This window comes from Streptomyces sp. NPDC004721, assembly GCF_053601495.1.
In genome coordinates this window covers 91,397-103,860 of the sequence record NZ_JBSGBZ010000007.1, presented here as the reverse complement: position 1 = coordinate 103,860, position 12,464 = coordinate 91,397, and the positions used below count along the sequence as shown (strand labels likewise).

13 protein-coding genes are annotated in these 12,464 nt (G+C 70.6%); 8 read left to right on the top strand and 5 right to left on the bottom strand.

Annotated features, from left to right (window positions below):
• Positions 1-8 precede the first annotated feature (8 nt).
• Positions 9-896 (bottom strand): class I SAM-dependent methyltransferase, encoded by an 888-nt coding sequence (locus ACWEK3_RS08305; protein ID WP_453249226.1) that lies wholly within the window; start codon positions 894-896, stop codon positions 9-11.
• A 317-nt stretch (positions 897-1,213) separates the two neighbouring features.
• On the opposite strand from ACWEK3_RS08305, the gene rpsA reads away from it, so the two are divergent.
• The 4 genes from rpsA (at position 1,214) to ACWEK3_RS08285 (ending at position 4,958) form a co-directional block, all read left to right on the top strand.
• Entirely contained in the window at positions 1,214-2,704 is a 1,491-nt protein-coding gene (gene rpsA, locus ACWEK3_RS08300; RefSeq protein WP_358732746.1) for a 30S ribosomal protein S1, read from the top strand.
• A 178-nt stretch (positions 2,705-2,882) separates the two neighbouring features.
• Positions 2,883-3,821, top strand: a complete 939-nt coding sequence (locus ACWEK3_RS08295) for a PAC2 family protein (protein WP_361411498.1) — start codon at positions 2,883-2,885, stop codon at positions 3,819-3,821.
• An 88-nt stretch (positions 3,822-3,909) separates the two neighbouring features.
• Entirely contained in the window at positions 3,910-4,545 is a 636-nt protein-coding gene (gene coaE / locus ACWEK3_RS08290; protein ID WP_450537964.1) for a dephospho-CoA kinase, read from the top strand.
• Between the two features lie 50 nt (positions 4,546-4,595).
• A complete protein-coding gene (locus ACWEK3_RS08285; RefSeq protein ID WP_141361911.1) occupies positions 4,596-4,958 on the top strand; it encodes a tetratricopeptide repeat protein in 363 nt (120 codons plus the stop codon).
• Positions 4,959-4,997: 39 nt separating this feature from the next.
• Here the strand turns inward: ACWEK3_RS08285 and ACWEK3_RS08280 are convergent, their stop codons facing one another.
• The gene (locus ACWEK3_RS08280) at positions 4,998-5,264 is read right to left on the bottom strand and encodes a DUF6343 family protein (protein WP_361411494.1); all 267 of its coding nucleotides are present in this window, start codon (positions 5,262-5,264) and stop codon (positions 4,998-5,000) included.
• 143 nt (positions 5,265-5,407) lie between these two features.
• On the opposite strand from ACWEK3_RS08280, the gene ACWEK3_RS08275 reads away from it, so the two are divergent.
• The gene (locus ACWEK3_RS08275; RefSeq protein WP_453249225.1) at positions 5,408-6,103 is read left to right on the top strand and encodes a class I SAM-dependent methyltransferase; all 696 of its coding nucleotides are present in this window, start codon (positions 5,408-5,410) and stop codon (positions 6,101-6,103) included.
• 96 nt (positions 6,104-6,199) lie between these two features.
• Entirely contained in the window at positions 6,200-6,688 is a 489-nt protein-coding gene (locus ACWEK3_RS08270; protein WP_453249224.1) for a DoxX family protein, read from the top strand.
• 61 nt (positions 6,689-6,749) lie between these two features.
• Here the strand turns inward: ACWEK3_RS08270 and ACWEK3_RS08265 are convergent, their stop codons facing one another.
• Complete coding sequence (locus ACWEK3_RS08265; protein ID WP_453249223.1) at positions 6,750-7,244, bottom strand: RNA-binding S4 domain-containing protein; 495 nt, start codon at positions 7,242-7,244, stop codon at positions 6,750-6,752.
• Between the two features lie 55 nt (positions 7,245-7,299).
• Here ACWEK3_RS08265 and ACWEK3_RS08260 point away from each other — a divergent pair, with 55 nt between their 5' ends.
• Together ACWEK3_RS08260 and pip are read left to right on the top strand one after the other, a co-directional pair.
• Entirely contained in the window at positions 7,300-7,998 is a 699-nt protein-coding gene (locus ACWEK3_RS08260; protein WP_450537972.1) for a uracil-DNA glycosylase, read from the top strand.
• 60 nt (positions 7,999-8,058) lie between these two features.
• Positions 8,059-9,021, top strand: coding sequence for a prolyl aminopeptidase (gene pip / locus ACWEK3_RS08255; RefSeq protein WP_453249222.1), 963 nt, complete (start codon positions 8,059-8,061; stop codon positions 9,019-9,021).
• 16 nt (positions 9,022-9,037) lie between these two features.
• Here the strand turns inward: pip and ACWEK3_RS08250 are convergent, their stop codons facing one another.
• Together ACWEK3_RS08250 and ACWEK3_RS08245 are read right to left on the bottom strand one after the other, a co-directional pair.
• On the bottom strand, positions 9,038-9,496 hold the full coding sequence (locus tag ACWEK3_RS08250; protein ID WP_450538055.1) for an N-acetyltransferase family protein: 459 nt from the start codon (positions 9,494-9,496) through the stop codon (positions 9,038-9,040).
• Positions 9,497-9,698: 202 nt separating this feature from the next.
• Positions 9,699-12,461, bottom strand: a complete 2,763-nt coding sequence (locus ACWEK3_RS08245; RefSeq protein ID WP_453249221.1) for an alkaline phosphatase family protein — start codon at positions 12,459-12,461, stop codon at positions 9,699-9,701.
• Positions 12,462-12,464: the final 3 nt, after the last annotated feature.

Genomic DNA, 12,464 nt, shown 5'->3' with positions numbered 1-12,464 from the left:
TCCCGCATTCAGTCCCGTACGCAGACGAAGATCGCCGTTCCCGGGATCAGGCTCCCGCGCAGCGGCGACCAGCCGCCCCACTCGGAGGTGTTCCAGACCGGCCACTCCGGCTCGACCAGGTCCACCAGCCGGAAGCCCGACGCCACCACGTCGCGCACCCGGTCCCCGACGGTCCGGTGGTGCTCGACGTACACCGCGCGGCCGTCCTCGTCCTGCTCGACGTACGGCGTGCGGTCGAAGTAGGAGCCGGACACCGACAGTCCTTCCGGGCCGGGCTCGTCCGGGAACGCCCAGCGGATCGGATGCGTCACCGAGAACACGAGCCGCCCGCCCGGCCGCAGCACCCGGCGTACCTCCCGCAGCACCGCGCGCGGGTCGGCGACGAACGGCAGCGCCCCGTACGCCGAGCACGCCAGGTCGAAGGAGCCGTCCGCGAACGGCAGCGCGCCCGCGTCGGCGCACACCAGCGGAAACCCTCCGCCGATGCGCAGCGCGTGCTGGAGCTGGCGGTGCGACAGGTCCAGGGCGACCGGGCGCGCGCCCTGCCCGGCCAGCCAGCGCGAGCACTGCGCCGCGCCGGCCCCGATCTCCAGGACGTCCTTGTCCTTGAGGTCCTCGGGGGCGCCGAGCAGCCCCGCCTCCACCTCGTCCAGGCCCTCCGGGCCCCACACGAAACGGTCGTCGCCGAGGAACGTGCCGTGCTCGATCTGATACTCGTCCGCGTTGCGGTCCCACCAGCCCCGGTTGGCCCGGTAGCTCTCCGCGGCACCGGCCTCGCGCCGGGTGGCCTCCGGTTCGGCCGGTTCGAACTGTTCGGACGGTGCTGGCTCTTGGATGATCGGCTCCCTCGTACTAATCTGCGGGCTCTCCCGTCCGACCGGTCCCGGCGCTGTCAACACAGGGACTGGCTCGGGTCGGCATGGCCTCGGGAGACGGGTTTTCTGCCGGATATGGGGCGATCTGTCCCGGCTGTGCGGCTTCGCGCATTGACCATGTCCGGCTGCCCCCGTATGCTACAAGTTGCGCTGCGGGCCTGCGCGCCTCAGACGGAGCAGGCTGCGCTCGCATCTGTTGTATGTCCCCTCGGTTGTCGAGGCGCCACCAGTGGTTTCATGTGACGCTTCCTTGGCTGTCCGGCTTCTACAGAGCGAAACGGGCTCCCGGCGTAAGCAGTGCCTACGACTTCAATGTCCGTACCGGAGCCCTTTCCCACATGACGAGCAGCACCGAGACCACCGCCACCACCCCGCAGGTAGCGGTCAACGACATCGGTAACGAGGAAGCCTTCCTCGCAGCGATCGACGAGACGATCAAGTACTTCAACGACGGCGACATCGTCGACGGCGTCATCGTGAAGGTCGACCGGGACGAGGTCCTGCTCGACATCGGTTACAAGACCGAAGGTGTCATCCCGAGCCGCGAGCTCTCGATCAAGCACGACGTCGACCCGAACGAGGTCGTGGCCGTCGGCGACGAGATCGAGGCCCTGGTCCTCCAGAAGGAGGACAAGGAAGGCCGCCTGATCCTCTCGAAGAAGCGCGCGCAGTACGAGCGTGCCTGGGGCACCATCGAGAAGATCAAGGAAGAGGACGGCATCGTCACCGGTACCGTCATCGAGGTCGTCAAGGGTGGTCTCATCCTCGACATCGGCCTCCGTGGCTTCCTGCCGGCGTCCCTCGTCGAGATGCGCCGTGTCCGCGACCTCCAGCCGTACGTCGGCAAGGAGCTCGAGGCCAAGATCATCGAGCTGGACAAGAACCGCAACAACGTGGTCCTGTCCCGCCGTGCCTGGCTGGAGCAGACCCAGTCCGAGGTCCGCCAGACGTTCCTCACGACCCTCCAGAAGGGTCAGGTCCGCTCCGGTGTGGTCTCCTCGATCGTCAACTTCGGTGCCTTCGTGGACCTGGGTGGCGTCGACGGTCTGGTCCACGTCTCCGAGCTGTCCTGGAAGCACATCGACCACCCGTCCGAGGTTGTCGAGGTCGGCCAGGAGGTCACCGTCGAGGTCCTCGACGTCGACATGGACCGCGAGCGCGTCTCCCTGTCGCTGAAGGCGACCCAGGAAGACCCGTGGCAGCAGTTCGCCCGCACCCACCAGATCGGCCAGGTCGTGCCCGGCAAGGTCACGAAGCTGGTTCCGTTCGGTGCGTTCGTCCGCGTGGACGAGGGCATCGAGGGTCTGGTGCACATCTCCGAGCTGGCCGAGCGCCACGTGGAGATCCCGGAGCAGGTCGTCCAGGTCAACGACGAGATCTTCGTCAAGGTCATCGACATCGACCTCGAGCGTCGCCGCATCAGCCTCTCGCTGAAGCAGGCCAACGAGTCCTTCGGTGCCGACCCGTCCGCGGTCGAGTTCGACCCGACCCTGTACGGCATGGCCGCGTCCTACGACGACCAGGGCAACTACATCTACCCCGAGGGCTTCGACCCCGAGACCAACGACTGGCTCGAGGGCTACGAGAAGCAGCGCGAGGAGTGGGAGCGCCAGTACGCCGAGGCGCAGTCCCGCTTCGAGCAGCACCAGCAGCAGGTCATCAAGTCCCGCGAGGCGGACGCCGCTGCCGCCGCCGAGGGTGGCGAGGCCGCTGCTCCGGCCGCGTCCGGCGGTTCGTACTCCTCCGAGGGTGGCGACACCTCCGGCGCCCTGGCGTCGGACGAGGCGCTGGCCGCGCTCCGCGAGAAGCTGGCCGGCGGCCAGAGCTGAGCTCCCACACAGGGGCCCAGCCGCTGAGGCTCAGCCGATGACTTGAAGGGCCGCACCCGTTCCGGGTGCGGCCCTTCGGGCTGTTCGGAGTGGGTCGCGACCACTTGCCGCCGGTGGGGAATGCGAACGTCCCACAGCTCGTTGTGAACCTACGAATACGAGGAGGGGCGGTCACACAGTGCTTGATCCGCAGGGTTTGTACGCATGGGAGCCGAAGGGTCTGGCCGTCGTCGACATGGCGCTCGCCCAGGAGTCGGCCGGTCTTGTCCTGCTCTACCACTTCGACGGATACATCGACGCGGGGGAGACCGGCGACCAGATCGTCGATCGGCTGCTGGACTCGCAGCCCCACCAGGTCGTGGCGCGCTTCGACCACGACCGGCTCGTCGACTACCGGGCCCGCCGCCCGCTGCTGACGTTCCAGCGGGACCGCTGGACCGAGTACGAGGTGCCGGGCATCGAGGTGCGTCTGGTCCAGGACGCCACCGGCGCGCCGTTCCTGCTGCTGTCCGGGCCCGAGCCCGACGTGGAGTGGGAGCGTTTCGCGGCGGCCGTGCGGCAGATCGTCGAGCGTCTCGGGGTACGTCTGTCGGTGAACTTCCACGGCATCCCCATGGGCGTCCCGCACACCCGCCCGGTGGGCCTGACCCCGCATGGCAACCGCAGTGACCTGGTACCGGGCCACCGCAGCCCCTTCGAGGAGGCGCAGGTGCCGGGCAGCGCGGAGGCGCTGCTGGAGTACCGCCTGATGGAGGCCGGGCACGACGTGCTGGGCGTGGCCGCGCACGTGCCGCACTACATCGCGCGCTCCCCGTACCCGGACGCGGCGCTGACGGCCCTGGAGGCCATCACCTCGGCCACCGGGCTGGTCCTGCCGAACGTCGCCCACTCCCTGCGCAACGAGGCCCACCGCACCCAGACCGAGATCGACCGGCAGATCCGCGAGGGCGACGAGGAGCTCACCTCCCTCGTCCAGGGCCTCGAGCACCAGTACGACGCCGCGGCCGGCGCGGAGACCCGGGGCAACATGCTCGCCGAGCCCGTCGAGATCCCGTCGGCGGACGAGATCGGCCGCGAGTTCGAACGCTTCCTGGCGGAGCGGGAGGGCGAGAACTGACGCGGAGGGTGTGAGCCGACGGAGGAGGGCGAGAGGTGGTGCCCGCCCGGCGGGCGGGCCGCCGGGGACAGGGCCTAAGCTGCCGCTCATGCTGAAAGTGGGCCTCACCGGGGGCATCGGTGCCGGTAAGAGCGAGGTGTCGCGGCTGCTCGTGGAGTGCGGGGCGGTGCTGATCGACGCCGACCGCATCGCGCGCGAGGTCGTCGCTCCGGGCACGCCCGGCCTCGCCGCGGTCGTCGAGGCCTTCGGCCCGGACGTGCTGACCGCGGACGGGAGCCTGGACCGGCCCAGGCTGGGTTCCCTCGTCTTCGCCGACTCCGGGAAGCTGGCCGTCCTGAACTCGATCGTGCACCCCCTGGTGGGCGCCCGCTCCCGCGAACTGGAGGAGGCCGCCGCCGAGGACGCCGTCGTGGTCCACGACGTCCCGCTCCTCACGGAGAACGGCCTGGCCCCGCTCTACGACCTCGTGATCGTCGTGGACGCGAGCCCCGCGACCCAACTGGACCGGCTCCTGCGGCTGCGCGGGATGACCGAGGAGGACGCACGCGCGCGCATGGCCGCGCAGGCGACCCGTGAGAAGCGCCTGGAGATCGCGGACATCGTGATCGACAACGACGTACCGCTGGAGCGGCTCGAGCGGCGGGTGCGGGAGGTCTGGGCGGAGCTGGTCCGCAGGGCGCACACGCCCGGTCGGGCGCACCGGGAGCAGGGATCCGAGGAATAGGGCTGCCCGGCCGGGGCGTTGAACCACCTCGGCCAGGGAAGGAAGTAGTCGTGCCCGAACGTACTCCGGAGACCCACGTCATCGACTACCGCGCCGCCGAGAAGCTGCTCGCCGCGCGGGACCCGCGGGGCGCGGTCAAGCTGCTCGATCGGGTCATAGCCGCCCATCCAGAGAACACCTCGGCCCGGCTGCTGCGCGCCCGCGCCTTCTTCGCGGCCGCCCAGCTCCGGCCCGCGGAGCTGGAGTTCACCATCGTGCTGGAGCGTGAGCCGGACAACGCGTACGCGCACTTCGCGCTCGCCCGCACCTATGAGCGGCAGGGCCGCCCCGACGAGGCCAGGCGCCACTTCCGGCTGGCTGCCGCGCTGGACCCGAACCCGGAGTACCTGCAACGGGCGCGGTTCGACACCTGACACCCGCCCGCGGCCGGCCATCCTCCGCGCGGCCGGCGGCTACCGCTGCCGGTCGTCCGGCGGCCAGTACGGCGGTACGTCCCGCCCCGGCTGGTAGTGCGGACCCTGCCGCAGGTGCCGGACGATCACCATGAAGTCGACGGCCATCACCAGCCACAGCACCCCGCAGGCCGCCGCCCAACCGGGCCGTCCGAGCAGCACGAAGATCACCGTGCCGAAGCTTGCCCAGACCAGCCCCCACACACTCAGCCAGAACCGCGCCCGCAGGGCACTGCGCGCGGTGGCGGGTTCACTGCCTGTACGCATCGCCGATCTCCACTTCTCCTTGCAACGTAACTCTCGCCCGGGCCGCACTCCAAAGCCGTGCCGGCCTCACTCGGACGGGTGAACCGGGCCGGGAGGGGAACGGCTGTGCGGAGGCGGGCCGTTGTTCGGGCATGGAGCTGAGAATGCGCGAGGGTCATCAGGGGACGGGACCGGGAGCGATCACGCCGGACGGCTGCGCCGTGGAGCTGTACGCGCGGCTGCCCGTGGGGAGCGAGCCGGACGTCATCACGGCGGCCGTGCCCGCGGGCGCGCACATCCTGGAGCTGGGCTGCGGTGTGGGCCGTGTGACCCGTCCGCTGCTGGAGCGTGGCTTCACGGTCACGGCGGTGGACGAGTCACCGGACATGCTGGAGCGGGTGCGCGGGGCGCGGACCATATGCAGCCCCATCGAGAGCCTGGACGCGGGGGAGACCTTCGACGCCGTGGTGCTCGCGTCGTTCCTGGTGCACACGGGCGACCCCGAGGTACGGCGAGGGCTGCTGCGCACCTGCGCACGGCATGTCGCGGAGGGCGGCTGCGTACTGATCCAGCGGGAGGGCGGCGACTACCACATCAATGTTCCGCGCGAGCGGATGGACCCGGCAGGTTTCACGGTGCGGATCCTGTCGGCCGAGCCGGTCGGGGACGGGGTGAACAGGGTGCGCGCGGAGTACGTGTTCCCGGACGCGACCTGGACCCAGACCTTCCGGTCCCGGCCGCTGACCAAGGACGAGTTCGAGGAGGCGCTGGCGGAGGGGGGCCTGAGGGTGGACCGGTATCTGACGGAGGACGGGACATGGGTGAGGGCGGTGCCGGAGGTGCGGAAGGAGTGTCTTTGACGGAGCCCGGACAGCGATGAGTTCCGGGGTGCGGCCCGGTCTACCCCTGCGAAAGCACCACAGCCGCTCCTCATCGCCGCACGCAGGGAGACCCACATGTCCGAGCGCACCTCGCCCATCGCATCCACCGCGACCACCGCGACCACCGCGCCCACCACGGCCGTCCCGTCGTCCGTCGCCGCCGAGCCGTCCGCCTCCGGCCGCCGCGCGGCCCGTGTGGCGCTGCGGGTCGTGCAAGTGCTGCTCGGGCTGTTCTTCGTGTTCGCCAGTGCGCTGCCCAAGCTCATCGCGCATCCGACGGCGGTCGAGATCTTCGACGAGATGGGCTGGGGGAGCGCGGGCATGTACAGCATCGGGGTGCTGGAGCTGGCCGGGGGCGTGGCGCTGCTGATCCCGGTGCTCCAGTCGGTGTCGGCGGTGGCGCTGAGCGCGCTGATGGTGGGGGCGTTCATCGTGCAGATGACCGCCTTCGACGGGCAGAACGCGGCGACCCCGATCGTCCTGATCGTTCCGCTGGCGGTCATCGCCTGGGCGCGGCGGGACCACAACGCACAGCTGCTGCGGCTGGTGCGGCGGCAGGCGTGACGGGCGTGGCCGTCCGGACCGCGGCGCGCCCGGACCGGCTCACCGCGCGCCCGGACCGGCGTCACCGCCCCTTGGGACGGCTCTCCGGGCTGCCTCCGGAACCACCCGGACCGCCCAGGTCCCGCAGGCGTTCCAGCTCGCGGCGATCGCGCTTGGTCGGGCGGCCGGTGCCGCGGTCGCGGATGCCGATCGGGGCGATGGCCTCGCGGGGCGGGGGCGGCGGGGAGTTGTCCACGTAGCACTGGACGGCGACGGGAGCGCCCACGCGCTTGCGGATCAGCCGCTTGACGACGACGATCCGCTCGCGGCCCTCGTGCCGCAGCCGCACCTCGTCGCCGACGCGCACCGAGTGGGCGGGCTTCACCCGCTCCCCGTTCACCCGGACATGCCCGCCCCGGCACGCGGTGGCGCCGACGGAGCGGGTCTTGACCAGCCGGACGGCCCAGATCCAGCTGTCGATCCGCACGTTCTCCCCGCTCGCGGGCCCGGCCGCCTCGGCGGCGGCGACGGCGGCGGCGGTCTTCGGATCCACGTCTCGGTCGTCCTGCGAAGCCATGTGTCCGACCTTAGCGGCCCGACCGCTCCGGCCCGGAGGTAATTACCGTGGAGCCATGGACAGCAACACCCTCGCCGCCCTCGACGAGCGGATCGCCTGCTGCCGGGCCTGCCCGCGGCTGGTCGCCTGGCGGGAGGAAGTGGCCCGCACCAAGCGGGCCGCGTTCGCCGACTGGACGTACTGGGGCCGTCCGGTACCGGGCTACGGACCGGCGGACGCCCGCCTGCTGATCGTCGGACTGGCCCCGGCGGCGCACGGCGGCAACCGCACCGGCCGCATGTTCACCGGCGACCGCTCCGGCGACGTGCTGTACGAGACGCTGTACGAGCTGGGCCTGGCCTCCCAGCCCACCTCCACCTCCGCCGACGACGGCCTGGAGCTGTACGGGGTACGCGTCACCGCGCCCGTGCACTGCGCGCCCCCCGCCAACAAGCCCACCCCCGGCGAACGCGACACCTGCCGCCCCTGGCTGGTCCAGGAACTGACCCTGCTGCGCCCCACCCTCCGCGCCGCGGTCGTCCTGGGCGCCTTCGGCTGGCAGGCGGCTCTTCCGGCCTTCGCCGAAGCCGGCTGGCCGGTACCCCGCCCCCGCCCGCCCTTCGCCCACGGCACCCGGGTGTCCCTCGACGGCCTCGACCTCTTCGGCTGCTTCCACGTCAGCCAGCGCAACACCTTCACCGGCAAGCTCACCCCGGGCATGCTTCGGGACGTCCTGCGGACGGCGGCCCGAGCGGCGGGGCTTCCGGTGGGATAGCCCCCGGTCACCTGGGGAAATGAGGCGACGTGGCCGCCGTACGCCCGTTACGGTGCCCCGGTGGGCCTGTATCCGGAGATCGAACCGTACGACCAGGGCATGCTCGACGTCGGCGACGGCAACCGCGTGTACTGGGAGGTCTGCGGCAACCCCCGCGGCAAGCCGGCGGTGATGCTGCACGGCGGGCCGGGCTCCGGGTGCACGCCGGGCCACCGGCGCTACTGCGACCCGGCCGCGTACCGGATCGTGCTGCTCGACCAGCGCGGCTGCGGTCGATCCACGCCGCACGCGAGCGTGTACGGCACCGACATGAGCGTCAACACGACCGCGCACCTGATGGCCGACCTCGAGCTGCTGCGGCGGCACCTGGGCGTCGAGCGGTGGCTGGTGTGGGGCGCTTCGTGGGGATCGGTGCTGGCGCTGCGCTATGCGCAGACGCATCCCGGCGTGGTCTCCGAGCTGGTGCTGACGGGGATCGCGACCGGCTCCAACCCCGAGGTGACCCTGCTGACCCACGGCCTGGGGAGGGTCTTCCCCGAGGCCTTCGAGCGGTTCCTCGCCGAGCTGCCCGTGCCGGACCGCGCCGGAAACCTCGCTGCCGCCTTCAACCGGCTGATCGAGTCGCCCGACCCGGCGGTGCGCGAGCGGGCCGCGCGCGCCTGGACCGACTGGGAGACGGCGACCATCCCCGCTCCGCCCCGCTCCGTCGAGCGCTACGAGGACCCCGCGTTCCGCATGGGCTTCGCCCGTACGGTCACGCACTACTTCGGCAACGACCACTTCCTCGGCGACGGCAACGACGAGGGCGTGGTGCTGCGCGACGCCCACAGGCTCAAGGGCGTTCCCGGCACCCTCATCCAGGGCAGCCTCGACTTCGGCAACCTCCTCGGCACCCCCTGGCGCCTCCACCGGGCCTGGCCGGACAGCGAGTTGACCGTCGTCGACGAGGCCGGTCACGACTCGGGAGCACCGGGCGTGGTGGAAGCCCTGGTGGCCGCGACGGACAAGTACGCCCGGCGTTAGCCGGCCCGGCCCGGACTCACGGCCGCCACACGTACCGCACGTCCGGCTCCCGCTCCTCGTTCCCGCTGCCGTCGGTGTACTCGGCGGCCACGAAGCCGTGGCGCTCGTAGAAGCGGTGGGCGGGACGGTTGACCTGGAAGGTCCACAGGGAAAGGCCCCGCGGCCTGCGCTCCTTGGCGAGGGCGACGAAGCGGTCGCCGAGGCCGCGGCCTCGCCAGTCCGGGGCGAGGTACAACTGCTCCAGCATGTCGTCGTCGAGCACCATGACCCCCATGACGCCGCTGCCACCGCCGTCCTCGGCGACCCAGGTCTCCTGCCGCGGCACCACCACCTCCCGGAACCAGGCGCGCACCGCGTCGTCGGAGTGCGGCCTCGCGACGCCCGGCAGCGCGGCGGCGAAGGACCGCAACCACACGTCGGCGGCATCCCGCGCGTCCCCTGCACCGGCCCGCCGCAGCACGACACCACTCACCACACTCACGCCCCGTCCCCTTCTTCCGCCTCCGGCACGACCGCCGACTTCCCGATCATGCGCGCCCGCCCTTGGTGGCGCAGCCGAATTATCTGCGGGACCTGGACGTGGTTCAGCGGGACCGCGAAGGCCCCTGGCCGGCATCACCGCCGGTCAGGGGCCCCTTCACGCGATCAAGCAGCCGTCAGCCGTCAGCCGTCAGCCGTCAGCCGTCCGACTCCGGCGACGGGATGTACGCGCCCGGCACGTCCTCCGGCGCGAAGATCTTCTTCTCGCCGGGGTACGGCTTGCTCCACCCGTGCGTCTCGTACCACGTGAAGTGGTTCATCTGAGCGGGGTTCGCGAAGTCGGGCTTGGCGTTGGGACCGGTCAGCCGCTGCTTCGACTTCCAGTTGTCCCACTTCGCCGCGACCACCTGCTGGTCCGCCGGCACCGTCGCCGGCGCCACGGCCGCCGCCTTGGGGTTCTGCGGCGCCGGGGTGTCCAGGCCGCAGGAAGGCGCGGTCTTCACACCATCGGTCAGCGGGGTCCGGTTGGGCAGAGCGGTGAACGGCGTGAAGTCCGGCTCCTCGGTGAAGGCCCCACGCATCGGGCTGGCCGCGCTGTCCTTCTGGTTCATCGGGTGGATCCCGAGGATCTGCTCGATGGTGCGGATCATCGTGATCTGCGAGTAGTAGCGGCTGTCGACGGTGCCGCGCTGGGCCCAGGGGCTGATGATCTGGATCGGGGCACGGTGGCCGTCGACGTGGTCGAGGCCGGCCTGGGAGTCGTCCTCGACAACGAAGATCGCCGAGTCCTTCCAGTACTTGCTGTGCGAGATCGTGTCGACGATCTTGCCGACCGCGAGGTCGTTGTCCGCGACCTGCGCGGCCGCGCTCGCCGGACCGCCGGTGTGGTCGCTGGAGAGCCAGAACATGTTCAGGTTCGCCGGCCCGTTCTTCTCGAAGTCACGCTTCCAGATCTGGGCCCGGTAGACGTCCGGGACGCTGAGGTCGTACTTCGGGAAGCCGGGCACCGACACGTCGTTGAGCGACGGGATCGGGGAGGACGACTTCAGGGTGTAGGCGGTGTCCTGACCGTTCGCCTCCATGTTCTTGCTGTCGCAGTACAGGTTCTGCCAGGTCGCGTCCGCCGGCTTGGTCAGGAACTGGTGGAACTCGCCGAAGTTTCGAACCGTCTTGCCCGCCGCCTGCGCACCGCTCCAGATGAAGCCGGTCCGCTGGTGGCCGAGAGCGTCGTCCTCGGTGTCGTAACTGCGCACGTACTCACCGGCCGAGGACTCGGTGTACTCCGGGTTGTCGGCCTGCATCAGCCAGTTGTGACCCTCGGCCGAGTTGGTGCCGATGTCGTACGTGTTGTCGTACAGCCCGAACTGCTTGGCCAGCGCGTGCTGGTTCGGCGTCACGTTCTCGCCGAACTGCGTCAGCGACGGGTCGCCGTTGCCCTGCGGGATGTCGCCGAAGACCTGGTCGTAGGTCCGGTTCTCCTTGACGATCATGAAGACGTGCTTGATCGTCGAGGGGTCGCCGAGCTTCGTCGGGACCGGCACCGGGGTCCGGCCCAGGCCCTTGCCCTCGGCCAGCTTGACCGAGCCGTTGGTCCAGCCGTTCCGCTTGAAGATCCTTGCTGTCTCGGACTTGATGACGTTGTCGTCCGGCAGCGTGAACCGCTGCACGCTCGACGTCGTGTCGTGGGTGCCGTGCCCGGCGCTGTTGGTGGGGCGGCGGGCGTCGATACCACGGGTGTTGGAGACCACTATCTCGTTGCCGACGGTGGCGATCTCCGCGGGGACGTAGTCCGTCGGGAGCAGTCCGACATAGCTGACCGGCTCCTGCGGGGACGTGTACCGGTAGACGGCGACCGCGTTGGCGCCGCCGAGCGTCACCAGCAGATGACCGTCGTCGGTGAGCGTCACCGCGTTGGGGTGGTAGCCCACCGACGCCTCCGGCCACGGCTGGGTGGCGATGGTCTGCACGACCTTGTCGCGGCGGGTGTCGATGACCGACACGTCGTTGGTGGCGGTGTTGGTGACGAACACCGCCCCCTTCTTGGCGTACATGGCGGTCGGGTGCAGACCGACGTCGATGTTCCCGACGGCGGCAGCCGGGTTCGCCAGGTCGATGACGCTGACCGTGCCCGTGGTGGTGGCGCCGGTCTCCGGGTCGGCCGGCACCTGGGTGCCGTACGAGTTGATCGTGGTGTCGCCGGACTTCGCCGGACGCCCGCCCTCGTTGCTGACGTAGAGCTTGGTGCCGACCTGGACCATGCCACGCGGGGCGTTGCCCACGGTCCAGCTCTGCTCGATGGCCCCGGTCGCCGCGTTGATGGCGACCACGCGGTTCTGGCCGTTGACCGCGGAGTACACGGTCTTGCCGTCGGCCGAGAACACCGCAGCACTCACGAGCGCGCGCTTGGACCCGTCCTTCGGGATCGGGATGAACGTAGGGTTGGCGACGGTGCCGTCCGGGTTCACGGTGAACTTGCGGTAGCCGTCAGCCTGGCCCAGCCACAGCTGCGAACCGTCGGGCGAGTACGTGGGGCCTTCCTGGCCCACGTCGTTGCCGCTGATGCGCAGGTCCGCGGCCGCGTTGTTGCCGATGAGCTGCTGAACCTTCCAGTCCTTCAGGTCCACGATGGCCAGCGCCATTCCACCGTCGGTGACCGAGGCCGCGACGTGGGTGCCGTCCGGGCTGACCGAGGACGACATGATCTTGCCGTTGTTGATGACGAGGCGCTCGCCGATCGGGGCGATGTACTGGTCGCTGGAGATCAGCTGGCCCAAGGCGGTGGTCTGGCCGACCTGGCCGGTGCCGAACTGGTGTGTCGCGGCGAAACCGATGCCGGCGCTGGCGGCGAGGACGACAGCGGTGGCGGCTGCCGTCATGACGGTTCTCCGGCTGCCGGTCCGTCGGCCGAGAAGGCCTGAAGCGTTCGTCTCGGCATGCACGCGGCGGCGTGTGACCTGCATTGA

What these genes read in the sequence shown, in the direction of transcription:
- rpsA (WP_358732746.1), top strand. Translation starts at nt 1,214, where the DNA reads ATGACGAGCAGCACCGAGACCACCGCCACCACCCCGCAGGTAGCGGTC.
- coaE (WP_450537964.1), top strand. Translation starts at nt 3,910, where the DNA reads ATGCTGAAAGTGGGCCTCACCGGGGGCATCGGTGCCGGTAAGAGCGAG.
- ACWEK3_RS08280 (WP_361411494.1), bottom strand. Translation starts at nt 5,264, where the DNA reads ATGCGTACAGGCAGTGAACCCGCCACCGCGCGCAGTGCCCTGCGGGCG.
- ACWEK3_RS08275 (WP_453249225.1), top strand. Translation starts at nt 5,408, where the DNA reads ATGCGCGAGGGTCATCAGGGGACGGGACCGGGAGCGATCACGCCGGAC.
- ACWEK3_RS08270 (WP_453249224.1), top strand. Translation starts at nt 6,200, where the DNA reads ATGTCCGAGCGCACCTCGCCCATCGCATCCACCGCGACCACCGCGACC.
- ACWEK3_RS08265 (WP_453249223.1), bottom strand. Translation starts at nt 7,244, where the DNA reads ATGGCTTCGCAGGACGACCGAGACGTGGATCCGAAGACCGCCGCCGCC.
- ACWEK3_RS08260 (WP_450537972.1), top strand. Translation starts at nt 7,300, where the DNA reads ATGGACAGCAACACCCTCGCCGCCCTCGACGAGCGGATCGCCTGCTGC.
- ACWEK3_RS08245 (WP_453249221.1), bottom strand. Translation starts at nt 12,461, where the DNA reads ATGCAGGTCACACGCCGCCGCGTGCATGCCGAGACGAACGCTTCAGGC.